This window comes from Actinomycetospora sp. C-140 (assembly GCF_054796175.1).
On the sequence record NZ_JBTWNF010000004.1, the window covers coordinates 1 to 22733 of the forward strand.

Consider the following 22733-nt stretch of genomic DNA (forward strand, 5'->3'; position numbering starts at 1 on the left):
AGCCCAGGAGGAGATCGGGCACTTCGTCGCGACCAAGCTGGCCAGCTTCGTCGACACCGGCGTCACCGCCCTGTCGGTCGACCTCCCCGAGGTCGCCCTGCCCGCGGCACCGACGGCCTTCCGGATGGGCTACCTGCACACCAACAGCCCGGGCGTGCTGGCCGGGATCAACCAGATCCTGCTCGACAGCGGTGTGAACGTCATCAGCCAGGCCCTGTCGACCCGCGGCGAGCGCGGCTACGTGCTCACCGACACCGAGGCCGCCGTGCCCGAGGAGACCCTCGCCGAGCTGCGCCGCTCCCCGCACACCATCTGGCTGCGGACCTGGACACCCTGATCAACGCAGCTCCACCGCGTCGCCACGACGCACCGTCCCGCCCCGCACGACCTCCGCGTAGACGCCCGCGCACGGCAGCACGCCGAAGCCCGGCACGTCGACACGGTTGTCGGTGAGCAGCGGCCGCAGGGCCTCCGGCGCGCGGGGCCGGTCGCCGTGCTGGAGGGTCGGCACCGAGCAGCGCGGGGTCGGCAGCACGACGCGGAGCACGACCTCGCCGACGGTGAGCTCGCGGCCGACCCAGTCGGTCTCGGCGAACGGTTCCCCGTCCGACTCGACGATGAGGTTCGGCCGGTAGCGGACCGGGTCCACGCCGAGGCGCTCGAGCGTCGCGGTGGTGATCAGGTGCACTGGCGCGTAGTCGACGAACGTGTCGGCGGCGCTGCCCATGGAGATCTCCAGGGTCGGCGCGGCGACCTCGGACTCGACGCCCTGCGCGAGCACGTCCTCGGGATCGGGGCGCTCGACCTCGGCGCCCTTCGGACGCGTCGCGGCCACCGTGACCTCGCGGCCCAGGTCGGCGGCGAGCTCGGAGGGCAGGCGCGGGTCGTCGACGTCGCGCACGTGGCCGTCGGGGGCCGTGACCTGCACCCGGTCGTCCTCGACGGCTGCCGAGTACTGCAGCAGCCGGCGCCACAGGCGTGGGTGCTTCGCGGTCGCGACGAGGCCGGTGGTCGCGTCGAGCAGCCCGTAGCGCCGGTCGAGCGCGAGCCCGGCCGCGGTGATCTCGGCCTGCTCGACCGGCTGGCCGAGCATCGACTTGACGGGGTAGCGGGTCAGCGTCGACACGCGCATCGCGGTCCTCCGGGGAGTCAGTGGGCTACGGGCAGAGCGGCGACCTCGCCCGCGATGCGGACGGCCTCGCGGTGGAGGTGCACGCACGGGGCGGTGCCGCGCTCGGTCGGGGTCGGGGCGAAGAGCGGTCCGGTCGCCGCGAGCCGTTCCCGGGCCGGCGGCCCGGCGTCGGGGTCGTCGGCGACGACGAGGACGTCGAGGGGCCGGACGGTGCCGTCGGCGAGCGCGAGGCCCGTGTCGCGCACGGCGGCCACGTCGTCCCGGGCGAGCACCGAGACGTGGTCCCGACGCACCGCCTCGAGCCAGCCGCCGTCGAGCGTGACCGGCCCCGGCGGTCCGGTGGGGACGAGCAGCTCGACGAGCCGCGGGTCGTCGCCGAGCCGGGCCCGCATGGCGTCGCGGTCGGCTGCGGGCGGGGTCGCGTCGGGCGCGTCGCGTGTCGCGCCGAACCGGTCGCGGTAGGCCTCGCGCTCGCGCCAGCCGTAGACCGGGTTGACACGCGGGGCGACGTCGCGCGGCCCGTCGGCGACGACGGTCAGGTGCGCCACCGCGTCCACGATCGCGGGGACGAGCTGGATCGACGAGGCCGTGGTCCCGAGCACCCCGACGCGCTGTCCGCGCAGGTCGTGGCGGTCCTCCCGCCAGGACGCGGTGCGCAGCACGGTCCCGCCGAAGCCGTCGGCGGCGACCGCGGGCTCCGCGGACAGCCGGCCGGTGCACGCGACGAGCGCGCGGGCGCGGACGGTCTCCCCGCGGTCGGTGCGCACCGTCCACCCGTCGCCGTCGTGCTCCGCGGCGGTGACCGTCGTCGACAGGGTGATGTCGCGACGCAGGTCGAGCCGGTCGGCGACGAAGCGGAACCAGCGCTGGACCTCGTAGCCGGCCGGGTGGGGCTCGCTCCAGCCCCACTCGCGGTAGAGCTGCTCGGAGAAGAAGTACTGGTAGACGTGGCATGGGGTGTCCAGGTGCGAGCCCGGGAAGGCGTGCCACCACCACGTGCCGCCGACGTTGCCCGCCGCGTCGTAGGCACGCACCCGCAGCCCCCGCTCGCGCAGCAGGGCCAGCACCGCCAGGCCGCTGTAGCCGGCACCGATGACGACGGCGTCGAGGGTCTCGGGCACGCGGCTCATCCTGCCCCGGTCGGGGCCTCGGTGGCGCTGCCGCGCCCGCTCGCGATCTCGCGGAGCAGCCGGTGGAAGCGGCGCGTCGCGGGGGAGCGGTGGGCCTCCGCGGGCCCGGTCACCGTCAGGACCCGCCCCCCGAGGTCGACCGCGGTCGCGTACTCCCGGACGCCGTCTCCCGGCGCCCGCGAGAGCGTCAGGTCCGGGACGATCGTCGCGCCGAGACCGGCGGCGACCAGCGCGAGCATGGTGTGCGACTCCGTGCAGACGTGGCGGTGCCCGCTCTCGACGCCGTGGTCGGCGCAGAGCTGGTCGAGGAGCCGGTGCGCGCCGTGGCGCTGCGGTGACGTCACCCACGGGCCCGCGAGGAGCTCGGCGAGCGTGTCCGGCGCGGCCCAGACCCGCGGGACGACGACCCGGAAGGCGTCGCGGCACAGGTCGTGCTCGACGAGCCCGCGGTACGGACCGGTGGTGGGCGCGGTGTGCTCCGAGTAGCGCTCGCCGAGCAGCAGGTCCAGCTCGCCGGCGCGCAGGAAGTCCAGGCCCTCCGCCGCGGCGACTTCGTGGACCTCCACCCGCAGCGCCGGGTCGCTCACCGCGACCTCCTGGAGCGCGGGCACGACGAAGGCGCCGAGCGCGGTCGCGAAGCCGCCCACACGCACGGTCCCCTGCGTGCCCTCGCGCAGGCGGTCGGCCTCGCGCGACGCCTCGGCGAGGGCCACGGCGACGTCGTCGGCCCGCTCGGCCAGGGCGAGCCCGGCGGTGGTCAGGGCGACGGCCCGCCCGCCGCCGCGCCGCGTGCGGTCGAGCAGCGCCAGCTTCGTCTCCGACTCGAGGCGCGTGAGGTGCTGGGACACGCCCGACGCCGTGAGGTGCAGCGCCGCGGCGGCGGCCTGCACGCTCCCGGTCCGGTGCACGGCTCGCAGCACCAGCAGCCGGTGGGGATCGATCGGCATTCACTGATACTGAACCACTGGTCGAGGAACTGTCACTCCCACTGACGGCCGGACGGGCTCACCATCGAGGGCGTGGGTTCACGAGGTGTGGTGCTGCTGGGCGGCACCGTGGTGTGCGAGGTGCTGGGCACCGTGTCGTTGTCCGCGTCCGACGGGTTCACGCGCCCGGCGGCGACGCTCGGCGTGCTCGCGGGCTACGCCGTCGCCGTGCTCCTGTTCTCCCGCGCCCTCGAGCACGGCCTCCCGCTCGGCATCGCCTACGGCACGGTCACCGGCTGCGGGCTGGTCTCGGCGACGGTCCTGTCGGCGGCCGTGCTCGGCGATCCCGTCACCGGAGTCCAGGCGGCCGGCCTCGCGCTGATCCTCGGCGGGGCACTGCTGTTGCAGCGGCGGGTGCGGGCGTGATCGAGACCCTGCTCCTGCTCGGGGCGGTGCTGACCCAGGGCCTCTCCCTCGCGGCCATGCGCGCCTCGGACGGGCTGCGCCGGACCCCGTGGTCGGCGACGGCGTTCCTCGCGATGGGGGCGTCGGTGCTGCTCATGTCCCGCGCCCTCGCGCTCGGGATGCCCCTGGCGGTCGGCTACGGCATCTGGAGCGGCGCCGGCATCGCGCTCGCCGCGGCCACGGGCGCTCTCGTCTTCGCCGACCGTCTCGCGCGCGTCCACCTGGCCGGCCTGGCCCTGGTCCTCGCCGGGGTGCTGCTGGTCCACGGCGGGTGAACCGAACGGCGGCGGGCTCCGTGTCCGAGGGGTGAGAGGGAACCACCACCGAGAGGACGACGCTCATGGTCACCCACGCCGCCGCCGCACCCCGTGCCGTCGCCGCCCCGCTCACGGCGGTCCGGATCACCGCCGTGCTGTCGGTGGTCGTCCTGGCCTGGCAGTTCGTCACCGCCGGCGCCCTGCTGCCGCGCGGCGGGCCGATCGGCCTGCACGCCGCGGGCGCGATCGTGCTGCACGTCGTGCTCGGGCTGCTCGCGATCGCCGCGATCCTGTGGTCCCGCGCCGCGCGGGGCCCGTGGTGGCCCGCGGTCCTCGCGGTGGTCGTGTTCGTGCTGTCGTTCGCCCAGGCCTACGCGGGCGAGCACGGCGTCCTCGCGCTGCACGTCCCGTGCGCCATGCTCCTCACCGTGGGCACGGTGTGGGTGGCCGCCTGGTCGTTCACCCCGTCCGCCCGGTCCTGACAGGGGGTGGGGTGACGTCCGAGGAGGATCTCATCCGGCTGCTCCACGAGCGCCACGGCGCCGTGCTGTGGGCGGTGGCCCTGCGGACCACGTCCGACCCGGGGCGCGCGCAGGACGCGGTGCAGGAGACGCTGCTGCGCGCCTGGCGCCACCCCGACGCGCTCGACGAGAGCCGCGGCGACCCGCGTCCTTGGCTGCTGCGCACCCTGCGCAACGTGCTCATCGACGACTGGCGCGCCCGCTCCGCCCGTCCCGAGGTGCTCTACGACGACGTGCCCGAGGCCGGGGACCGCACCGTCGCCGACCACGCCGACGCCGCGGCGCAGACGTGGGTCGTGGCCGCCGCCCTGGCCCGGCTCACCCCGGAGCACCGCGCGGTCCTCGGCGAGTGCTACTACCGCGGCCGCACGGTGGGGGAGGCCGCGACCGTGCTCGGCATCCCGCCGGGCACGGTGAAGTCGCGGACCCACTACGCGCTGCGCGCCCTGCGCCTGGTGCTCGAGGAGATGGGGGTGGGGTCATGAGCTGCCGGCACCGGTTCGACGTCGGGGTCTACGTCCTCGGCGCCCTCGAGCCGGCGGAGCGCGAGGCGTTCGAGTCCCACCTGCCCGGCTGCGCGGACTGCGCGCGCTCGCTGGGCGAGGTCGCCGGGCTGCCCGGGCTGCTCTCCCGCGTGCCCGAGGGCGACCGCGGCGCCGAGCCCGCCGCGTCGGTGCAGGACCCGCCCCCGGACCTCCTCGCCGGCACTCTGCGCCGCGTGCGGCGCCGTCGCCGGACGTCGTGGGTGCTCGCCGCGGCCGCGGTGGTGGTCGCGCTGCTCGGCGGCGGTCTCGTGGGCTGGGCGGTCCTCCCCGGCACCTCGGGCACGGTGGAGACCCCGGCCGTGCGCGAGATGGCCCTGCCGCCCGTGGCGGACTCGCCGTCCTCCGGTCTCGCCGACCTCACGGCGCGCCCGTGGGGCACGGAGATCGCGCTGAGCTGCCTGTACCACGGCGCGGAACGCCCGCCCGCCCCGCCGGACGCCCCGCGCACCACCTACGTCCTGGTCGTGCGCGGGCCCGACGGCAGCGAGCAGCAGGTCGCCCGCTGGAGCCCGCCGCCGGACCAGGACGTCACGGTCTCCGCGGCCACCGATCTCCCGCCGGACCGCGTGCGCGGGCTGGAGGTCCGCACCGCCGACGGCGCGACGGTGATGCGCTCCTGAGGTGCGCCTTCGGCGCATGTGAGCACTTCGGAGTGCTGGGGCACTCCGAAGTGCTCACGAGCGCGTAGCGCACAGGGATCCGTGGACGGTCCTCCTGCGTCGAACGTCATGTGGAGGAATCCGAGGAGTGGCGGCGCCTGCTCGCCGCACAGGACGGGCTGGTGACGCGTCAGCAGGCCCTGGCACACGGCTACACCGCTGACGCGATCGCCGCGCAGATCGAAGGTGAGCGCTGGACGCTGCGGAAACGTGGCGTGCTGTCGACGTTCACCGGGCCGCTCACGGCGGAGGCGCGTCGACGGGCGGCGCTGCTGTTCGTCCGAGGACCGGCGGCGCTCAGCCACGGCTCGGCCGCGGAGCTGCTGCGGCTGCGACGCGAGGACGAGAACGGGCCCGTACACCTGACCGTGCCCTACGGGTCGTCCGCGCGCGGCTGCGAGGGCGTGGTCCTGCACCGGTCGCGCGCCTTCGCCCACATCGTCGTGAACGCCGACCCGCCGTTGGTGGGGAAGGCGCACACGATCCTCGATCTGGCCGTCGCGGAGCCCGATGCGCGCCAGGCGCTGCGGACGTTCACGGCCCTGGCGACCCGGGGAGCTGTCCCCGCGCAGCTCCTGGAACAGGCGATCGAGCTGCGATCCCCGCGGCGCTACCTGCGGCCTCTCCGCGGCGCGGTGGCGCTCCTGCGCGACGGCGTCGGCTCGATCCTGGAGGCCGACTGGGTGCACAACGTCGAGCGAGCCCACGGCCTGCCCGCCCCGACCCGGCAGTTCCCGGTGATCGTCGAGGGACGTCGGCGCTACGAGGATCTGCTCTACGCGATGCCCGGGGGTGAGCTCATCGTGCGGCTCGACGGCTGGCGATCCCACGCCGACAGCCGGACCGCACGCACCGATCGGGCCCGGGACAACGCCGCCGAGCTCGCGCACCGCGCTCGGATGTCGTTCGGATGGGAGGAGGTGCACCATGAGGCGTGCCCCACCGCCGTGATCGTCGGCCGACGGCTCCGCGAACTCGGATGGGAGGACTCGCCGATCCGGTGCCCGGCGTGCATGTGAGCACTTCGGAGTGTTCTGGCACTCCGAAGTGCTCACATGCGCCGGAGGCGCACCTGCGGTACGCGGCGATCGGGGACAGTTTCACCGAGGGCGTCGGCGACGAGCGCGGCGGCGGTGCGGTGCGGGGATGGGCGGACCACGTGGCCGCGGGGCTCGCCGAGGCACAGGGCGCGCCGATCTCCTACGCCAACATGGCGGTGCGGGGCCGGCTGCTCGACGACATCGTCACCGGCCAGCTGGACTCGGCGCTGGGCCTCGACCCGCCACCCACATTGCTCACACTCAACGGCGGCGGCAACGACATGCTGCGGCCCCACACCGACGTGGCGGAGCTCGCCAAGCGCAGCGCCCACGTGGTGCGCCGGTGCGCGGACGCCGGCGTGCGCCTCGTGCTGATCAGCGGCGCGGACCCGTCGGACCACATCCCGCTCGGACGGGTCGTGCGGCGCCGCGGCGAGGAGCTGACCGCTCGGATCGCCGACCTCGCCGCCGCCCACGACGTGACGTTCGTCGACTGCTTCCACGACACCGAGCTGCACCGCCCGATCTACTGGTCGCCCGACCGCCTGCACCTCGGCCCGGCCGGCCACCGGCGCGCGGCCGGGCTGATCCTGCGCGGCATCCTCGGCGGCGGGGAGGTCCCCGCGACCACCGGCAGCGACCTGCGCCGCGGCCCGCTCGCCGAGATCCGCTACCACCGCGAGCACGTCCTGCCCTGGGTGGGACGGCGGCTGCGCGGCAAGTCGTCGGGCGACACCGCCGCCGCCAAGCACCCGAGCTGGGTCACCGTGCCTGCCACGCGTCCCGTGGCGTCGGGGTTCTCCGGGACGTGACGTTCGAGTTGCTCCCGCGCGAGCGCCGGGAGCTCGCACCCGGCGCGGTGCACGTCCCGGACTGGCTCGACCGCGACCGGCAGCGCTCCCTCGTCGCCGCGTGCCGCCGCTGGGCGGTCGAGGGCCCGGGCATCCGGGCGGCGACACTGCCGAACGGCGCGCGGATGAGCGTGCAGACCGTCTGCCTCGGCTGGCACTGGGTCCCGTACCGCTACTCGCGCACCCGCGACGACCAGGACGGGTCGGCGGTCGCCGAGCTGCCCACCTGGCTCGCCGACCTGGGACGCGAGGCCGTCGCGACGGCCTACGACGACCCGGCCCGCGGCCGCGGCTACGCCCCGGACATCGCACTGGTGAACCACTACACCGCCGACGCGCGGCTCGGGATGCACCGCGACTCCGACGAGCGCGCCCCGGACCCGGTCGTGTCGTTCTCGCTCGGCGCGCCCTGCCTGTTCCGGCTCGGCAACCCGCACACCCGCGGGCGCCCATGGGCCGACGTCGAGCTGCGCTCCGGCGACCTGCTGGTGTTCGGCGACGAGAGCCGCCTCGCGTACCACGGCGTCCCGTCCGTGCTGCCCGACGACGCCGGCGACGCGACCGCCATCGGGCTCGCCGAGGGCCGGCTCAACATCACGCTGCGGGTGTCGGGGTTCGACGGATGACCTACCGGCTGATCGGCGCGGACGGCCGCCCGTACACCTCCGAGGTGCCCGGCACCCTCGGCGGCCACCGGCGTCTGAGGATCTACGGACGGCTCGACTGCCCGAGCGCCCTGCGGTGGCTCGCCCGCGGCCACTATGCGCGGCACCGTGTCTTCTTCGCCGACGCGGCCACCGCCCGCGCCGCGGGGTACCGCCCCTGCCGGGTGTGCGCTCCGCGCGTGTGAGCACTTCGGAGTGCTCCGGCACGCGGAAGTGCTCACGTGCGCCGGAGGCGCACACTGAGGGTCGTGGCGCGGTCGAGCTCGGGGGAGTCGGTGCTCGAGCGCGTCGTGCGCATCCTCGAGGCGTTCACCCCGGAGGCGCCGGCACTGCAGATCTCGGAGGTGGCCCGCCGCGCCCGCCTGCCGGTGGCCACGGCGTCGCGACTCGTCGCGGAGCTCGTCGAGCACGGCCTGCTCGCCCGCGACGACGACCGGCACGTGCGGATCGGCACCCGTCTGTGGGAGCTGGGCCTGCGCGCATCGCCGACGCTGTCGCTGCGCGAGACCGCGATGCCGGTGATGGAGCAGCTCCTCGCGACGGTCGGGCACCACGCCCAGCTCGGCGTGCTCGACGGCGACGAGGTGCTGTTCGTCGAGCGCCTCTCCGCCGACCACGCGGTCATCAACATCACCCGCATCGCGGCCCGGCTGCCGCTGCACGCCTCGTCCTCCGGGCTCGTGCTGCTCGCCTACGGCTCCACGGTGCTGCAGGAGCGCATCCTCGGCACGCCGCGCCACCGCTACACGCCGGCGACGGTCTGCGAGCCCGGCCGGTTGCGCGTGCTCCTGGCCGAGATCCGCAAGCAGGGCTTCGCGCTCTGCCCGGGCTTCATCCACCTGGACGCGACCGGGATCGCCGTCCCGATCCGCACCGCGGACCGGCAGGTGATCGCCGCCGTCTCGGTGGTGGTGCCCAACGACGAGAAGGCGCGCGGCCACCTCGCGACGCTGACGGCGGCGGCCCGCCGGATCGAGCGCCGTCTCACTGAATGAGAACGGCGTTCCGCGCGGTCCCACCGCCCGGTCATCGTCGCGGCCATGGAGGACTCGGACCGGCTGGTCGTGATCAGCAAGGAGACCGCGGCCGACGACGTGGTGACGCTGGTGCTCGCGCGGCCCGACGGCGGGCGGCTGCCGGACTGGGCGCCGGGTGCGCACATCGACGTCACGCTCCCGCACGGGGTGACACGGCAGTACTCGCTGTGCGGCGACCGCTGGGACGCCCACACCTACCGGGTCGGCGTGCTGCGCGAACCCGTCGGCCGTGGCGGCTCGGCGTACGTGCACGACGAGCTCGACACCGGCGACGTCGTGGCGTTCGGCGGGCCGCGCAACGACTTCGCGATGGTGCCCTCGCCCCGCTACCTTTTCGTCGCGGGCGGCATCGGGATCACGCCGCTGCTGCCGATGGTGCACCAGGCCGACCTCGTCGGCGCCGACTGGGCGCTGCTCTACGGGGGCCGGCGGCGGGCCTCGATGGCCTTCACCGACGACCTCGCCCGCTACGGCGACCGTGTCGACCTCCGCCCGGAGGACGAGCACGGCCTGCTGCCGCTGCGGTCCTTCCTCGGCGAGCCCCGCGACGACACCGTCGTCTACTGCTGCGGGCCGGGACCGCTCCTCGACGCCGTCGAGCGCGCCACCGCCGACCGGTCGCCCCACCGCCTGCGCACCGAACGCTTCACCGCCCCCGAGCTGACCGCCCCGGTGCGCGACGAGCCTTTCGAGGTCGAGCTGGCCCGCACGGGGACGACGGTGACGGTGCGCCCGCAGAGCACCGTGCTCGACGCCGCGCGCCGCGCCGGGGCCACCGCGCTCTCCTCGTGCGAGCAGGGCCTGTGCGGCACCTGCGAGGCGACGGTGCTCGCCGGCGTCCCCGACCACCGCGACTCGATCCTCGCCGACCACGAGCGCGCCGCGGGGGACTGCATGTTCCCGTGCGTGTCCCGGTCCTGTACCGAGCGCCTCGTGCTGGACCTCTAGGAGCGCCACCCGTGACCACGATCAGCCCGACCGTCCCGACCAGCCACGTCGACCCGTTCTCGCCCGAGGTGCTCGAGGACCCGCTGCCCTTCCAGCACGCGCTGCGCGAGGCCGGCCCGGTGGTGCACCTGGCGCAGCACGACGTCTACGCGATGGGGCGCTACGAGCACGTGCGCGCCGCGCTCGTCGACTGGCAGCGGTTCCCCTCGGGCGCCGGCGTCGGGCTCGCCAACTGGCGGTACGAGAAGCCGTGGCGCCCACCGAGCCTGCTGCTCGAGACCGACCCGCCCCACCACGACGCGCCCCGTGCCGTGCTCGCCCCGATCCTCTCGCCGCGCGCGCTGCGCGGGCTGCGGGAGCGGTGGTTCGCCGACGCGGAGGCCCTCGTCGACGAGGTCCTCGCCGCCGGCCCCGAGATCGACGCGATGACCCGGCTCGCCGAGGCCTTCCCGCTGCGCGTCTTCCCCGACGCCGTCGGCATCCCCCGCGCGGGCCGCGAGCACCTCCTGCCCTACGGCGACCACCTGTTCAACGCCTTCGGCCCCGAGAACGCGCTGGTGGCGAAGGGCGCGCCGACGATCGCCGACCACGCGGGATGGGTGAACGCGCAGTGCGCCCGCGAGATGCTCGCCGACGGCGGGTTCGGGGCGCAGATCTGGGCCGCCGCCGACCGCGGCGACATCACCGCCGACCAGGCCCCGCTCGTGGTGCGGTCGCTGCTGTCCGCGGGCGTCGACACGACCGTGCACGGCCTCGGCGCCTGCCTGGCCGCGATGGCGACCCACCCCGCGCAGTGGGCGCGGCTGCGCGACCGGCCGGCTCTCGCCCGCGTCGCGTTCGACGAGGCCGTGCGCTGGGAGTCGCCGGTGCAGACGTTCTTCCGCATCGCGGACACCGCCGTCGACGTCGGCGGCACCGTGGTCCCCGAGGGCCGCAAGATCCTGATGTTCCTCGGCTCGGCCAACCACGACCCGCGGCGCTGGGACGACCCGGACGCCTTCGACCTGGACCGCGACCCGTCCGGTCACGTCGGCTTCGGCATGGGCCTGCACCAGTGCGTCGGCCAGCACGTGGCCCGCCTCGAGGCCGAGGCGCTGCTGGCCGCGCTGGCCCGGCGGGTCGAGCGGATCGAGCCCGCCGGCCGGCCCGTGCGGCACCACAACAACACGATGCGCGGGTTCGCGTCGTTGCCGGTGCGGCTGGTGCGGGCCTGACCGCGCGTCAGCCGCCCGCGGCGAGCTCGCGGCGTCGGGCGCGGAGGCCCCGGCGCACCGTCGACGCCCCCCGCCGCAGCCGCCGCAGCGCCGGTCGCTGGGTGGCCCGCAGGAGGTACCACCGCCAGGTGGGGGCGTCGCTGCGCCGACCCCAGAGCGACCACGCGAGGTGGAGGTCGTCGACCGCGTCGCCCGGGCGGTCCGCCGGGCCCGCCGGGGTGCTCGGCGAGGAGGCCACGAGGTCGGCGAACCACGCCGTGCTGCGGTCGGCCTCGTCCCGCAGCGGCGCGAGGACGGCGCGTCGCTCGGCCTCGTAGGCCGCGAAGGCCTGCTCGAGGGGCTCGTCCCCGGCGAGGCGGAGCCCGAGCGCCTGCGCGTCGCCCAGCGCCAGCGACGTGCCCGAGCCGATCGTGAAGTGCGTGGTGTGGGCGGCGTCGCCGACCAGCACGTGCTTCCCGTCGTGCCAGCGCCGCAGGTCGACCCGCTGGAACCGCGTCCACGGCGCCGGCCGGTCGGGTCGCGGGTCCCCCGCGCGGTCCGGGACCAGCAGCAGCGGCTCGGACCCGAGCAGGTGCGCGAACAGCTCCTCGAGGGTGCGCAGACAGGCGTCGACCGGCATCCGGTCGAGCCCCAGGGCCGACCACGTCGACGCGGGACCCTCGATGATCATGGTGCTGCGGTCGTCCCGGAACGCGTACGCGTGGCACCACATCCAGCCCGCCCCGGTGTCGACGAACCCGAAGGTGAAGGTCGGGAACCGACGTGGCGTGCCGAGCCAGATGTACGGGTGGTGCCCGGGCTCCACCCGCGGGACGAGCACGTCCTCGTGGGCGGCGCGCAGGGTGCTGTTGACGCCGTCGGCGACGACCACCACGTCGGCGGCCCGCAGCAGCGGGTCGACCTCCTCGGCCGGCGTCCCGAACCGGACGTCGACGTCGAGCTCGCAGGCCCGCGCGGTGAGCAGGCCGAGCAGCTCCTGGCGACCCACCGCGTACCCGGAGCCGCCGAGGAAGACCGGCGCCCGCCGGTCGACCTGCAGCATCTGTCCGTCCCAGACCACCGCGGCGTCCCGGAGCGCCCGCGCCGAGGGCGGGTCGGTCCGGTGGAGGGCGTCCAGCAGGTCGTCCCAGAAGACGACCCCCCAGCCGTGGGTGATCCCCGGCGGGTTGCGCTCGACGACGACCAGCTCGTCGCGGACACCCGCGAGACGCGCCGTGATCGCGGTGTACAGGCCGGCCGGCCCGCCACCCACGCACACGGTCCGACGGCTCACCCCCCTGGACACGGACCGCGGGCCGGGCCGGTTCACCGCCGCCCCGACGGCCCTGTCCTCCGGCGTCGGGGGCGGTCACGATGGGCGCATGGACCCGGTGCACCCCGCGACCACGCCCGACGACCTCGAGACCGTCGTCGCCGCGACCCCCGAGCCCGACCCCGACATCGCGGCCGCGCGCGCCGCGGAGGCCGTGGCCAACGACTACCACCCGGGGGAGCGCTGACCCCACGCCGTGATCATCGGTGACGTCGCCAGGTCGGGCACCCGCCCGTCGGCGACGTTCCCGACGTGGGCATCGATCTCCTCGGCCGTCGCGATGCCGGCGTCGACCAGCCGCTCGCGGATGTGCTCGACCGTGGCGATCTCGAGCGTCGCGCCGGCCTCCGCGGTGATCGGGAAGTAGGCGTCCGCGCCGACCGCGCGCAGGCCCGCCGCGCGCAACCGCCGCGGCAGCGTGCGCCCGTGGGCGAGGTCGGCGCCGCGGCCGGCCATCAGCGTGCGGAACCCGTGCCGCAGCCGGTTCGCGAGCTCCTGCTCGGGCCCGTACTCGTCGGGGCAGAGCAGCGGCTGCAGCCCCGGGTCGGCCTCCTCGACCACCAGCCACCCGCCCGGGCGCAGTGCCGCGACCATCGCCGTGAGCGCCGCGTCCCGCCGCGGCACGTGGGTCAGCACGAGCCGGGCGTGGACGAGGTCGAGGTCGTCGGCGGGCGGCTCCTCGACGCCGACGTCGTGGCGCAGCACCCGCAACGGCGCCCGGGGCTCCGGGTCGTCGAGCCACGACGTGTCGATGTCCGTGGCGAGCACGAGCCCGCCCGCGCCGACGGCCGCGGCGAGCCGGTCCGGCACGCTGCGGCCCCCGGCGCCGACCTCCCAGCAGCGCCAGCCCGGCGCGAGGCCGCGATCCTCGAGGTGGCGCAGCGTCGACGGGTCGAACAGCGCCGCGAGCGCGGTGAACCGGGCGCCGGCCTCGGTGCGCCGGTTGTCGAGCAGGTAGCCCTCGTCGTCGGCCATCGGCCCATCCTGGTCGGACCGGTCCGGTCCGACATCAGGTCCTCACAAGGTTCCTGACATGCTCCGCGGGTGATCGCCTCCGGGACCGTGTCCAGGCTCGCGGCGGCCCTGTCGACCGTGGTGGTGCTCGTGCTGGCGGGCGCCTGCTCCGGCGGCGGCGGCCCCGGTCCCGGCGCGGCAGGCGGGTCCGCGGCGGAGGCCGGCCCGGAACCCACCCGTGACGTCTACGCCCGGCCGTTCGCGTGGGACTCGATCTGGAACCTGCCGCTCGCGACGAGCGCGCAGTACCAGGAGACCGACCTGCAGATCGGCTCGCTCTACCCCGACGTCGAACCGATCTCGGTCGACCCGGACGCCCCGGTCAAGCAGCTCGACGGCGACCCCGGCGGCGCCGTGCTCGTCGATCCCGACCTCCACGCCGACGGCAGCTACAACAACTGCTCGACGCTGCTGCGGGACTCCCCGGACCGGACCACGGTCGTCCAGGGCCAGCCGCTGCGCCTCGACCGCGGAGGGGACCCCAGCTGGCAGTACGGCTGGGCCCCGGTGTCGCTGACGGGCACCGGCATCCCGGGGTGCCACGGCGGCTCGGGCCTGTCGGGCATCGGCGGCACGATCCGCGAGGGCGAGCTGTCGGGCGACCAGCCGATCCGCCACGCGCTCAAGATCAGCCTGCCGTGCGACACCAGCTGCTCCCCGGAGAACGGCGGGCACCGCTGGCCGGCGAGCAAGGCCGACTCGGGCTACGAGGACAAGTACGGCGGCGACGACCCGGACATCGGCATGGGCACCCTGCTCGCCCTCCCGCCGGACACCGACCTCTCGGGGATCACCGACCCGGACGTCCGCAAGGTCGCCCAGGCCCTGCAGACCTACGGCGGCTACGTCGTCGACGAGAGCGGGGGCTCGCCGGAGGGGTCACTCGACGTGCAGTCGACCGCCGTCCGCGAGTTCCCGTCGATCGACTCGGGCGAGATGCGCGGTGTCATGAACCAGCTCGCCGCCGTCACGAACAACACCGAGGACACCCCGGGCGGGGGCGCGCTCGGCACGCCGCGGCGGGCCCCCTGCGCGCCCGCGTTCACCGACGGCACCGGGGGAGCGCCGCCGGGCTGCTGACCCCCGAGCTCGTCACCGGCCGGTGAACGCCGGCGGCCGCTTCGCGAAGAACGCCGCCACGCCCTCGACCCGGTCCTCGCTCGCCACGACGCGTGCCACGGCGTCGTCGGTGTCGGCCCAGCCGCGGTCGTCGGCGTCGCGCAGCGCGGCGTCGAGCGCCTGCAGCGTCGCCTGCACGGCCACGGGCGACCGGGCGGCGACCCGGTCGGCGAGCTCGAGGGCCCGCGCCTCGGCGCGGTCGGGCTCGACGAGCTCGGTGACGAACCCGAGCTCGTGGGCCCGCTCGACCGGCAGGGGGTCCCCGGTCAGCAGCATCTGCCGGGCCACCGCGGGCGGCAGCGCGCGCGGGCCCCGGAACAGCGCGCCGCAGTTGGCGGCGAGGCCGAGACCGACCTCGGGCAGGCCGAACCGCGCGGTGGTCGACGCGATCACGAAGTCGCAGGCCAGCGCGATCTCGAAGCCGCCCCCGAACGCGATGCCCTCCACGGCGGCGATCAGCGGCGTCGTCCGGCGCCGCGCGACCACGCCGTAGTTGCCGCCCCGGGGCGTCGGCGCGCCGGGGCCGACGCTGATGTCGGTCCCGGCACTGAACGCCTCCGGGCCCCCGGTGAGCACGCCGCACCGCAGCTCGGGGTCGTCGTCGAGTGTGTTCAGTGCGGCGTCGAGGGCGGTCGTCATCGCGACGTCGACGGCGTTGCGCTTGTCGGCCCGATCCATGCGCATCGCCAGGACGTGTCCCCGGCGCTCGGTGCGCAGGCGGGCGGCGACCTCGTCGGCGGACGGTGTCGGGGGCTCGGGCCACAGGGCGCTCACCGTCGTGAGCATGTCTCAATCCTGAACAGTTCGCGAAGCAGGCACCGGGCGGCACCTAGTGTCACCGCGAGCTGGCGGAAGGAGACCCCCGGTGCCGGACACCACCACGGCCGTCGTCGACGATCCTCGGGCCGCACGTCGACGGGAGCGCGCGCAGCTCGCGCGCTACCTCGTCGAGCGCTACGCCGCGGGGGAGAGCCTCATGCGGCTCTCCGAGGACACCGGCCGGAGCTTCGGCCACGTCCGCAAGCTCCTGCTCGACGCCGGGGTCACCCTGCGTCCCCGGGGCGGGAGCCGGCTCCGCACGACGTGAGCGCGGGCGCCCCCGCGAGCCCGGCGAGGGCCGGCGGGAGCGGGTCCCGGTGCAGGATCCCGAGGCGCTGGGTGGCCCGGGTCAGGGCGACGTAGAGCTCGGCCGCACCGCGCGGGCCGTCGGCGAGGATCCGGTCCGGGTCGACGACGAGCACGGCGTCGAACTCGAGGCCCTTGGTCCCCGACGGCGTCACGGCACCCTCGAGCCCGGGCGGGCCGATCACGACGCACGTGCCCTCCCGGCCGGCCTCGTCGCGGCGGAACTCCTCGACGGCGGTCGCGAGGTCGTCGTCGGCGACCTGCCGCGACCACGGCCGGACCCCGCTCGCGCGCACCGACTCCGGCGGGCGGACGTCGGGGGCGAACTCGGCGAGCACGGCCGCGGCAACGGACATGATCTCCGCCGGGGTCCGGTAGTTGACGGTCAGCGAGCGGTACACCCACCGCCCGGCGACGTAGCGGTCGAGCATCGCGGCCCACGAGGTCGCGCCGGCCGGTGACCGGCGCTGCGCCAGGTCGCCGACCACCGTGAACGACCGGCTCGGGCAACGGCGCATCAGCACGCGCCAGTCCATCGCGGAGAGCTCCTGGGCCTCGTCCACCACGACGTGGCGATACGTCCAGTCGCGGTCGGCGGACGCCCGTTCGACGAGGTCGCGGGTGTCCCGCTCGGAGAACCGGTCGGCGAGGGCCCCGGCGTGGATGAGGTCGTCGACGGTGACGCCGACGTCCTCGTCCAACTCCTCGCGGTCGAGCGTGAGGATCTCCATGACGCCCGCGGCGTACTCCGCGTCCTCCTGCCGGTCGCGGTCCGCCGCGCGGGCGGCGGCCTTCTCCGCCGCCGGGTCCGGGCCGAGCAGGTCGACGAGCTCGTCGAGCAGCGGCACGTCGGACACCGTCCAGGCGTCGCCGTCGGCCCGGCCCAACGCGGGGTCCGCGCCGGCCGCGCGCAGACGCTCGGGCGACGGGTAGAGCGTGGCGAGCACCGCCTCCGGCGTGAGGACCGGCCAGAGCGCGTCGAGGACGGCGGTGAACGCCTCGTTCCCCGCGAGCTCGTCGCGCAGCTCGGTGGTGAGGTCCCGCCAGGCGTCCCGGTCCTCGGGCGTGAGCCAGCCGCGCCCGATCCGGGCGGCCGCCCGCTCGGTGAGGACGTAGGCGACGATCTCGGCGAACACCGCGCGGGCCTCGTTGTGCGGCCGACCGCTCGCACGGGCCTCCTCGCGGGCCCACGCCGCCGTCGCCGCGTCCACCCGGACGGTGACGTCCCCGATCTCCACCGGCAGCGGCTCGTCCGGCAGGCGCTGACGGTCGGCGACCGCCGCCGCGAGCACGTCGATGATCGCGAGCGACCCCTTGGCCCGCGCGGCGTCCGGGGTGTCCTCGGCGGTGACGTGCCGGCCCGGCACGAGGTCGCCCGTCGTCGTGAACACGACGTCGGACTCGCCCAGCGACGGCAGGACGCGCCCGATGTGGTCGAGGAACGCCGGGTTGGGCCCCACCACGAGCACGCCGTGGCGCTCCATGCGCTCGCGCTGGGTGTAGAGCAGGTACGCGACGCGGTGCAGCGCCACGACGGTCTTCCCGGTGCCGGGTCCGCCCTCGATCACGGTGACGCCCGGGTGGTCGAGCCGGATGATCTCGTCCTGCTCGGCCTGGATGGTCGCGACGATGTCGCGCATCCCCTCGCCCCGAGGCGCGTTCACCGCCGCGAGCAGCGCGGCGTCGCCGTGCGCGCCGGCTCCGGGACGACCCAGCTCCTCGTCGGTGAAGGAGAGCAGCCGCCGCCCGCGCGTGTGGAACTGCCGCCGCCGGCGCAGGCCCTCGGGGTGGGCCCCGGTGGCGGTGTAGAACGGCCGCGACGCCGGGGCCCGCCAGTCGAGAAGGACGGGCTCGTCGTGCTCGTCGCGCAGCCCGATCCGCCCGATGTACGCGGGGTCCCCGTCGACGCCGTCGAGCCGGCCGAAGCACAGCCCGTGGTCCGCGACGTCGAGGCGCCGCATCAGCCGTGCCGACGCGCGGACCGCCACGTCGCGGTCCATGGGCGTCACCCCGTCGCCCGCCAGCGCGGTCTCGTACTCAGCCGTCGCCCGTGCGCGCTCGGCGTCGAGTCGCGCGTGGAGCCCGTCCAGGTGCTCCCGTTCCGATCGCAGTTCCTTGGTGTATCCCGCGCTGTCGTCAGGGTGCACGCGTCTCCCGATTCCCGAAGCCGTTCTCGACAACGGCGGGAATGGTGCGCCCCGACCCGGGTCTTGCCGCAAGACCCGTGGTCCGCTATACGTTGGACACGGCGGAAGGAGCGGCGTTCAGTCGCGCCCGAAGATCGCGTGTCCGTCCGCGTAGCCGAGATCCACCAGCGTCGTCCCCGGCGACTCCCGCGCCACGGCCGCCCGGATCGGTGCCGTGTCCATCGGCCGCGAGAAGCCGGGCAGCCAGTCGTCGTGGTGGCACGGCACGATCGTGCGGGCGCCCAGCGCCGCGGCCTGCTCGGCCACGAAGTCGGCGGTCGTGCCCTGCACCGGCTCACCGTCGCGGTTGCCGCGGCCGGCCACGGCGAGGATCGCGATGTCCGGGCTCTCCCCGGCGAGCACGCCGCTCCAGCAGCCGATGCTGTCCTGGAACAGCAGCGAGCCCTCCGAGGTCTCCACGACGAACACCAGCGCGCCGCCGTCGCCCCGCTCGCCGAGCCGGGCCGCGGCGAGGTGGGCCTTGACGTCGTCCCCCATCGCGTCGAAGCCCGCCCAGAGCGCCGCCATGCGCTCGCCGCGGTCCTGGAAGGTCAGCCCCAGCTCACCCAGGCAGACCTCATCGGCGGGCGGCATCGGCTGCGACGACCACACGCACGAGTGCAGGCTCGGCAGCACGCGCACCGAGGTCGTGGCGTCGAGGGCGACGCGCTCGCCGCCGGCCACGGCGAGGAGCTGCTCCTCCGGCACCCCGGCGTCGCTGAGCACCCGCACCGACTCGTACGAGCCGACGACCCTCGCCCCGGTGCGCCGGGCGATCCGCTCGGCGCCCCACACGTGGTCGAAGTGGCTGTGGCCGACGAGGATCCAGTCGGCCTCGGTCACGTCGTCGACCCCGACGCCGCTCTGCTCCGCCTCGGGGACGCGGTCGAGATAGGCGTCGAGGAAGACCGTCAGGCCCTCCGCCGTGCGCAGACGGAACGTCGCGCAGCCGTACCAGTCCAGTGTCGCGGTGCCCACGGCGACGAGCTTCGCGCCGGAGCTGCTCCGGTGCCAGTCCGGGCGGGCCGGTCGGGTGGGCGACGAGATCAGGAGCGCGTGGTCCACCGCGGATCGGGCCGGCGCGTCGATGGTGCGCTCCTGATCGACGCGGGTGCGGGGGCGTCGTCGTCGTCGGGAGCCGCTCGCCACTCCGAACGGCCCAGCCCACGTGGGCTGCGCGCGCGATCACCCGCGGAACGAACGGCGCTCTCGCTGCTTCGGAAGCAGTGAGAGCGCCGCTCGTTCGCTGTGAGGTGTGTCAGCGGCGCGCCCACCGCCACCGGCGTCGCAGCAGCACGGTCTCGGAGTCGATCGGCCCCGCGCGCACGGAGACGACGACCGAGCGCTGGACGAGCACGACGGCACCGATCAGCACCGCCGCCATCGGCAGCTCGAGCAGCAGCGCCGAGAGCGCGCTGACCAGGACGTCGGAACGCTGCGCGGTGGTGGTGTCGAACCAGGCGTCACAGACGAGCAGGGTCGCGGTGATCAGGGCGGGGTAGACCAGCGCGGGGCGGGCGCGCCAGGTCATCCAGGCGGTCATCGCCAGCCCGACCACGAGCGCGACGTCGAACCCGACCCACGCGAGCGTCCAGTGCCGCGCCTCGTAACGGTGGGGGAGCGTGGCCGCGAGGATGCCGATCCAGGGCACGAGCACGAGCGACCCGATCGCCGCGATCAGCAGGAAGCGCCGCCGTCGCCGGCCCGCGGGGAGCTCGGGGTGCGAGACGCCGCGCGCCGTGACGCGTCGGACGAGGTCCTCGCGCTCCTCGACCGACATCCGCTCGAGGTCCTCGTCGCTCCACCGCGGGGACGTGTCCACGTGCGCAGCATGGCGGGCGGCCCGCCGGCCGGGAAGTACGCCGACGGGCGGTGACGGGGCGGGGAACACTCGGCGACGACCCGCGCGGACGGCTTCGGTGTCCGCTGCGACGTCGGGACACTCGGACCGTGGTGCACCTGCGGCGCTCGGAGCACGCCGGCGCGGACCTCGTCGCCGTCTCGCTGATGCCGGACCCTGACGACGACCGCGCGCTGATCCTCGCGCCCGGCCGGGTCCGGGTCGTCGACCACGAGGTGGCCGACCGCCTGGAGCGGCTGGTCGACGCGGCCCTGGCGCACGCGACGGCCGCGGGACGTGAGGCGCCCCTCGACCTCGACCGGCTCGCCGACCGCGCGGCCGCCGACGTCGCAGCCCGCCGGGCTCGGTAGGCGGCGAGGGCACCAGGAATACCGAAGCCACTTCAACACTTGTAGCTGCTACCAAGCACGAGTGATGGGGTGACGAGATGACCGAGCTGTTGCTGGTCCCCGTCGACGACAACGTGATCTTCCCCGGCATGACCGTCGTGGTGCCGGCCTCCGAGGTGGGTGTCGAGGAGGGCGAGCAGGTCCTGCTCGTCCCGCGCCACGAGGGTCGCTTCGCCGGCGTCGGCACGGTCGCCGACGTCACGGGCCGGACCCGGCTGCCGAACGGCGTGACCGCCGTGCAGCTCACCGGCGTGCACCGCGGAAAGGCCGGCACGGGAAGTGCCGACGACGCAGGACGCCTGCGCGTCGACGTGACGCCCCTGCCGGACAGCACGGAGCGCGACGGACGGATCCGCGAGCTGGAGAGCACGTACCGCGCGGTGGTCGAGGAGGTCCTCGAGCTGCGCGGCGACGAGGGACGGGGTGCCGCCTTCCTGCGCGGCATCGACGAGCCCGGCGCGCTGGCGGACACCGCCGGCTGGGCTCCGGAGATCTCCTACGACGACAAGGTGTCGCTGCTGGGGACGGTCGACGTGCGCGAGCGGCTGGAGCTGGCCCTGCGCCTGCAGCGCGAGCGGCTCGCCGAGCTGCAGGTGCGCAAGTCGCTGCGCGAGGACGTCGAGTCCGGCGCGGCGCGCCAGCAGCGCGAGTACGTGCTGCGCCGCCAGCTCGAGGCGATCCGCAAGGAGCTGGGCGAGAACGACGAGAGCGGTTCCGGTGACGACTACCGGGCGAAGATCGCCGAGGCCGGCATGCCCGACCACGTGCGCGAGCAGGCCGAGCGCGAGCTGGCCCGCCTCGAGCGCAGCGGCGAGCAGTCCGGCGAGTCGTCGATGATCCGGACCTACCTCGATTGGCTGCTGGCCCTGCCGTGGTCGCAGCGCTCGGAGGAGCAGCTCGACCCGACCGCGGCCCGCACGGTCCTCGACGCCGACCACACCGGCCTCGAGGACGTGAAGGACCGCATCGTCGAGTACCTGGCCGTCCGCAAGCTGCGGGCCGACCGCGGCGTGGAAGAGGACCGCAAGGCAGGAACGATCCTGACCCTGGTCGGGCCCCCGGGCACCGGCAAGACGTCGATCGGCGAGTCGGTCGCGCGGGCGATGGGTCGCGAGTTCGTCCGGATGTCGCTCGGCGGCGTCCGCGACGAGGCCGAGATCCGCGGCCACCGGCGGACCTACGTCGGCGCCCTGCCCGGCCGGCTGGTGCGGGCCCTGCGCGACGCGGGCACGATGAACCCGGTGATCCTGCTCGACGAGGTGGACAAGGTCGGCGCCGACTGGCGCGGTGACCCGTCCGCCGCGTTGCTCGAGGTCCTGGACCCGGCGCAGAACCACGCGTTCCGCGACCACTACCTGGACGTCGAGATCGACCTCTCGCAGGTCGTGTTCCTCGCGACGGCCAACCAGATGGACACGATCCCGGGTCCGCTGCTCGACCGCATGGAGGTCATCTCCTTCGACGGCTACACCGTCGAGGAGAAGGTCGCCATCGCGCGCGACCACCTGCTGCCGCGCCAGATCCGCAGCGCGGGGCTGACGGTCGACGACGTGACGGCCGACGAGTCGGCGCTGCGCCTCGTGGTGTCCGAGTACACCCGCGAGTCCGGTGTCCGTCAGCTCGACCGCTCGCTCGGCAAGCTGACCCGCAAGATCGCGACGGAGATCGCCTCCGGCTCCGGGACGGTCACGGTCGACACCGACGTCGTGCGCAAGCACCTCGGCAGGCAGCGGTTCTTCACCGAGGCCGTCGAGCGGACCGCGGTCCCCGGCGTCGCGACCGGCATGGCCGTGACCGGCGCGGGCGGCGACGTCCTGTTCATCGAGGCCGCGTCCATGACGGGCGACGAGGGCCTGGTCCTCACGGGCCAGCTCGGCGACGTCATGAAGGAGTCGGCCCGGATCGCCCTGTCGTGGGTGCGCTCGCACGCCGCGGAGCTGGGCATCGCCGAGGACGCGTTTGCGGGGAGGTCCTTCCACGTGCACGTCCCCGCGGGCGCGATCCCGAAGGACGGGCCGTCGGCCGGCGTCACCATGGCCACGGCGCTGGTGTCGCTGCTGACCGGGCGCCCGGTGCGGCACACCGTCGCGATGACCGGGGAGCTGACCCTGCAGGGTCGCGTGCTGCCGATCGGCGGCGTGAAGCAGAAGGTCCTGGCCGCGCACGCGGCGGGCCTGACGCAGATCGTCGTGCCGGAGCGCAACCGCGCCGACCTCGACGACGTCCCCGCGGACGTCGCCGGGCAGCTCGAGTTCCACCCGTCGATGACCATCACCGAGGTCCTCGACGTCGCCCTGGAGCCGGCGACGGAGCCGGTGCTCGAGGTGGCGGCCTGAC

26 protein-coding genes and 1 pseudogene are annotated in these 22733 nt (G+C 75.2%); 18 read left to right on the forward strand and 9 right to left on the reverse strand.

The genetic code is table 11. The features are described from left to right. A pseudogene (locus tag ACR9E3_RS07875) lies at positions 1–337 on the forward strand (phosphoglycerate dehydrogenase); the annotation flags it as partial. On the opposite strand, the gene ACR9E3_RS07880 reads toward ACR9E3_RS07875, so the two are convergent. The 3 genes from ACR9E3_RS07880 to ACR9E3_RS07890 are packed head-to-tail and all read right to left on the reverse strand — an operon-like array spanning position 338 to position 3209. Then, positions 338–1132 carry an MOSC domain-containing protein gene (locus ACR9E3_RS07880; protein WP_460379673.1) on the reverse strand — a complete coding sequence of 265 codons (795 nt, stop codon included), beginning with the start codon at positions 1130–1132 and terminating at the stop codon, positions 338–340. 17 nt (positions 1133–1149) lie between these two features. After that, positions 1150–2253: a flavin-containing monooxygenase gene (locus ACR9E3_RS07885; protein WP_460379674.1), complete on the reverse strand. Its 1104-nt coding sequence runs from the start codon at positions 2251–2253 to the stop codon at positions 1150–1152. A 5-nt stretch (positions 2254–2258) separates the two neighbouring features. Further along, the gene (locus ACR9E3_RS07890; RefSeq protein ID WP_460379675.1) at positions 2259–3209 is read right to left on the reverse strand and encodes a LysR family transcriptional regulator; all 951 of its coding nucleotides are present in this window, start codon (positions 3207–3209) and stop codon (positions 2259–2261) included. A gap of 72 nt (positions 3210–3281) precedes the next feature. Between ACR9E3_RS07890 and ACR9E3_RS07895 the strand changes: the two genes are divergently transcribed. From ACR9E3_RS07895 to ACR9E3_RS07950, 12 genes are all read left to right on the forward strand, one after another. Further along, a complete protein-coding gene (locus ACR9E3_RS07895; RefSeq protein ID WP_460379676.1) occupies positions 3282–3614 on the forward strand; it encodes a DMT family transporter in 333 nt (110 codons plus the stop codon). Beyond that, the gene (locus tag ACR9E3_RS07900; RefSeq protein WP_460379677.1) at positions 3611–3928 is read left to right on the forward strand and encodes a DMT family transporter; all 318 of its coding nucleotides are present in this window, start codon (positions 3611–3613) and stop codon (positions 3926–3928) included. The genes ACR9E3_RS07895 and ACR9E3_RS07900 overlap by 4 nt, the downstream gene beginning before the upstream one ends. Before the next feature lie 65 nt (positions 3929–3993). Further along, positions 3994–4392: a hypothetical protein gene (locus ACR9E3_RS07905; RefSeq protein WP_460379678.1), complete on the forward strand. Its 399-nt coding sequence runs from the start codon at positions 3994–3996 to the stop codon at positions 4390–4392. A gap of 11 nt (positions 4393–4403) precedes the next feature. Further along, positions 4404–4916: a sigma-70 family RNA polymerase sigma factor gene (locus ACR9E3_RS07910; RefSeq protein WP_460379679.1), complete on the forward strand. Its 513-nt coding sequence runs from the start codon at positions 4404–4406 to the stop codon at positions 4914–4916. Next, positions 4913–5596 carry an anti-sigma factor family protein gene (locus ACR9E3_RS07915; RefSeq protein ID WP_460379680.1) on the forward strand — a complete coding sequence of 228 codons (684 nt, stop codon included), beginning with the start codon at positions 4913–4915 and terminating at the stop codon, positions 5594–5596. The genes ACR9E3_RS07910 and ACR9E3_RS07915 overlap by 4 nt, the downstream gene beginning before the upstream one ends. Positions 5597–5706: 110 nt before the next feature. Beyond that, complete coding sequence (locus ACR9E3_RS07920) at positions 5707–6654, forward strand: hypothetical protein (protein ID WP_460379681.1); 948 nt, start codon at positions 5707–5709, stop codon at positions 6652–6654. Beyond that, positions 6651–7487, forward strand: a complete 837-nt coding sequence (locus ACR9E3_RS07925) for an SGNH/GDSL hydrolase family protein (RefSeq protein ID WP_460379682.1) — start codon at positions 6651–6653, stop codon at positions 7485–7487. Before ACR9E3_RS07920 ends, ACR9E3_RS07925 begins: the two co-directional genes overlap by 4 nt. Beyond that, a complete protein-coding gene (locus tag ACR9E3_RS07930) occupies positions 7484–8152 on the forward strand; it encodes an alpha-ketoglutarate-dependent dioxygenase AlkB family protein (protein ID WP_460379683.1) in 669 nt (222 codons plus the stop codon). Before ACR9E3_RS07925 ends, ACR9E3_RS07930 begins: the two co-directional genes overlap by 4 nt. Beyond that, positions 8149–8376 carry an Ada metal-binding domain-containing protein gene (locus ACR9E3_RS07935; RefSeq protein ID WP_460379684.1) on the forward strand — a complete coding sequence of 76 codons (228 nt, stop codon included), beginning with the start codon at positions 8149–8151 and terminating at the stop codon, positions 8374–8376. The genes ACR9E3_RS07930 and ACR9E3_RS07935 overlap by 4 nt, the downstream gene beginning before the upstream one ends. Positions 8377–8439: 63 nt before the next feature. Beyond that, positions 8440–9186, forward strand: a complete 747-nt coding sequence (locus tag ACR9E3_RS07940; RefSeq protein ID WP_460379685.1) for an IclR family transcriptional regulator — start codon at positions 8440–8442, stop codon at positions 9184–9186. Positions 9187–9231: 45 nt separating this feature from the next. Next, complete coding sequence (locus ACR9E3_RS07945) at positions 9232–10176, forward strand: PDR/VanB family oxidoreductase (protein WP_460379686.1); 945 nt, start codon at positions 9232–9234, stop codon at positions 10174–10176. Positions 10177–10187: 11 nt separating this feature from the next. Continuing rightward, positions 10188–11390: a cytochrome P450 gene (locus ACR9E3_RS07950; RefSeq protein ID WP_460379687.1), complete on the forward strand. Its 1203-nt coding sequence runs from the start codon at positions 10188–10190 to the stop codon at positions 11388–11390. A gap of 7 nt (positions 11391–11397) precedes the next feature. Here ACR9E3_RS07950 and ACR9E3_RS07955 read toward each other — a convergent pair whose 3' ends face one another. Continuing rightward, positions 11398–12642, reverse strand: coding sequence for an FAD-dependent monooxygenase (locus ACR9E3_RS07955; RefSeq protein WP_460379688.1), 1245 nt, complete (start codon positions 12640–12642; stop codon positions 11398–11400). A gap of 109 nt (positions 12643–12751) precedes the next feature. Between ACR9E3_RS07955 and ACR9E3_RS07960 the strand changes: the two genes are divergently transcribed. Next, entirely contained in the window at positions 12752–12889 is a 138-nt protein-coding gene (locus tag ACR9E3_RS07960) for a hypothetical protein (protein WP_460379689.1), read from the forward strand. Here ACR9E3_RS07960 and ACR9E3_RS07965 read toward each other — a convergent pair. Next, complete coding sequence (locus ACR9E3_RS07965; RefSeq protein ID WP_460379690.1) at positions 12868–13677, reverse strand: methyltransferase domain-containing protein; 810 nt, start codon at positions 13675–13677, stop codon at positions 12868–12870. The genes ACR9E3_RS07960 and ACR9E3_RS07965 overlap by 22 nt on opposite strands. A 69-nt stretch (positions 13678–13746) precedes the next feature. On the opposite strand from ACR9E3_RS07965, the gene ACR9E3_RS07970 reads away from it, so the two are divergent. Next, entirely contained in the window at positions 13747–14796 is a 1050-nt protein-coding gene (locus ACR9E3_RS07970; RefSeq protein WP_460379691.1) for a hypothetical protein, read from the forward strand. A 12-nt stretch (positions 14797–14808) separates the two neighbouring features. Here ACR9E3_RS07970 and ACR9E3_RS07975 read toward each other — a convergent pair whose 3' ends face one another. Further along, complete coding sequence (locus ACR9E3_RS07975; RefSeq protein WP_460379692.1) at positions 14809–15621, reverse strand: enoyl-CoA hydratase/isomerase family protein; 813 nt, start codon at positions 15619–15621, stop codon at positions 14809–14811. 79 nt (positions 15622–15700) lie between these two features. Here ACR9E3_RS07975 and ACR9E3_RS07980 point away from each other — a divergent pair, with 79 nt between their 5' ends. After that, the gene (locus ACR9E3_RS07980) at positions 15701–15922 is read left to right on the forward strand and encodes a helix-turn-helix domain-containing protein (protein ID WP_285655613.1); all 222 of its coding nucleotides are present in this window, start codon (positions 15701–15703) and stop codon (positions 15920–15922) included. Here the strand turns inward: ACR9E3_RS07980 and helR are convergent. From helR to ACR9E3_RS07995, 3 genes are all read right to left on the reverse strand, one after another. Then, entirely contained in the window at positions 15879–18107 is a 2229-nt protein-coding gene (gene helR, locus ACR9E3_RS07985; RefSeq protein WP_460379693.1) for an RNA polymerase recycling motor ATPase HelR, read from the reverse strand. The two genes, ACR9E3_RS07980 and helR, sit on opposite strands and share 44 nt — an antisense overlap. A gap of 117 nt (positions 18108–18224) precedes the next feature. Beyond that, on the reverse strand, positions 18225–19211 hold the full coding sequence (locus tag ACR9E3_RS07990; RefSeq protein WP_460379694.1) for an MBL fold metallo-hydrolase: 987 nt from the start codon (positions 19209–19211) through the stop codon (positions 18225–18227). 193 nt (positions 19212–19404) lie between these two features. After that, on the reverse strand, positions 19405–19968 hold the full coding sequence (locus tag ACR9E3_RS07995; protein WP_460379695.1) for a hypothetical protein: 564 nt from the start codon (positions 19966–19968) through the stop codon (positions 19405–19407). Between the two features lie 128 nt (positions 19969–20096). Here ACR9E3_RS07995 and ACR9E3_RS08000 point away from each other — a divergent pair, with 128 nt between their 5' ends. Beyond that, complete coding sequence (locus ACR9E3_RS08000) at positions 20097–20357, forward strand: hypothetical protein (protein ID WP_460379696.1); 261 nt, start codon at positions 20097–20099, stop codon at positions 20355–20357. A 77-nt stretch (positions 20358–20434) separates the two neighbouring features. Next, a complete protein-coding gene (gene lon, locus ACR9E3_RS08005) occupies positions 20435–22732 on the forward strand; it encodes an endopeptidase La (RefSeq protein ID WP_460379697.1) in 2298 nt (765 codons plus the stop codon). Position 22733: the final 1 nt, after the last annotated feature.

What these genes read in the sequence shown, in the direction of transcription:
- ACR9E3_RS07890 (WP_460379675.1), bottom strand. Translation starts at nt 3,209, where the DNA reads ATGCCGATCGATCCCCACCGGCTGCTGGTGCTGCGAGCCGTGCACCGG.
- ACR9E3_RS07975 (WP_460379692.1), bottom strand. Translation starts at nt 15,621, where the DNA reads ATGCTCACGACGGTGAGCGCCCTGTGGCCCGAGCCCCCGACACCGTCC.
- lon (WP_460379697.1), top strand. Translation starts at nt 20,435, where the DNA reads ATGACCGAGCTGTTGCTGGTCCCCGTCGACGACAACGTGATCTTCCCC.
- ACR9E3_RS07905 (WP_460379678.1), top strand. Translation starts at nt 3,994, where the DNA reads ATGGTCACCCACGCCGCCGCCGCACCCCGTGCCGTCGCCGCCCCGCTC.
- ACR9E3_RS07915 (WP_460379680.1), top strand. Translation starts at nt 4,913, where the DNA reads ATGAGCTGCCGGCACCGGTTCGACGTCGGGGTCTACGTCCTCGGCGCC.
- ACR9E3_RS07965 (WP_460379690.1), bottom strand. Translation starts at nt 13,677, where the DNA reads ATGGCCGACGACGAGGGCTACCTGCTCGACAACCGGCGCACCGAGGCC.
- ACR9E3_RS07960 (WP_460379689.1), top strand. Translation starts at nt 12,752, where the DNA reads ATGGACCCGGTGCACCCCGCGACCACGCCCGACGACCTCGAGACCGTC.
- ACR9E3_RS07945 (WP_460379686.1), top strand. Translation starts at nt 9,232, where the DNA reads ATGGAGGACTCGGACCGGCTGGTCGTGATCAGCAAGGAGACCGCGGCC.
- ACR9E3_RS07935 (WP_460379684.1), top strand. Translation starts at nt 8,149, where the DNA reads ATGACCTACCGGCTGATCGGCGCGGACGGCCGCCCGTACACCTCCGAG.
- ACR9E3_RS07880 (WP_460379673.1), bottom strand. Translation starts at nt 1,132, where the DNA reads ATGCGCGTGTCGACGCTGACCCGCTACCCCGTCAAGTCGATGCTCGGC.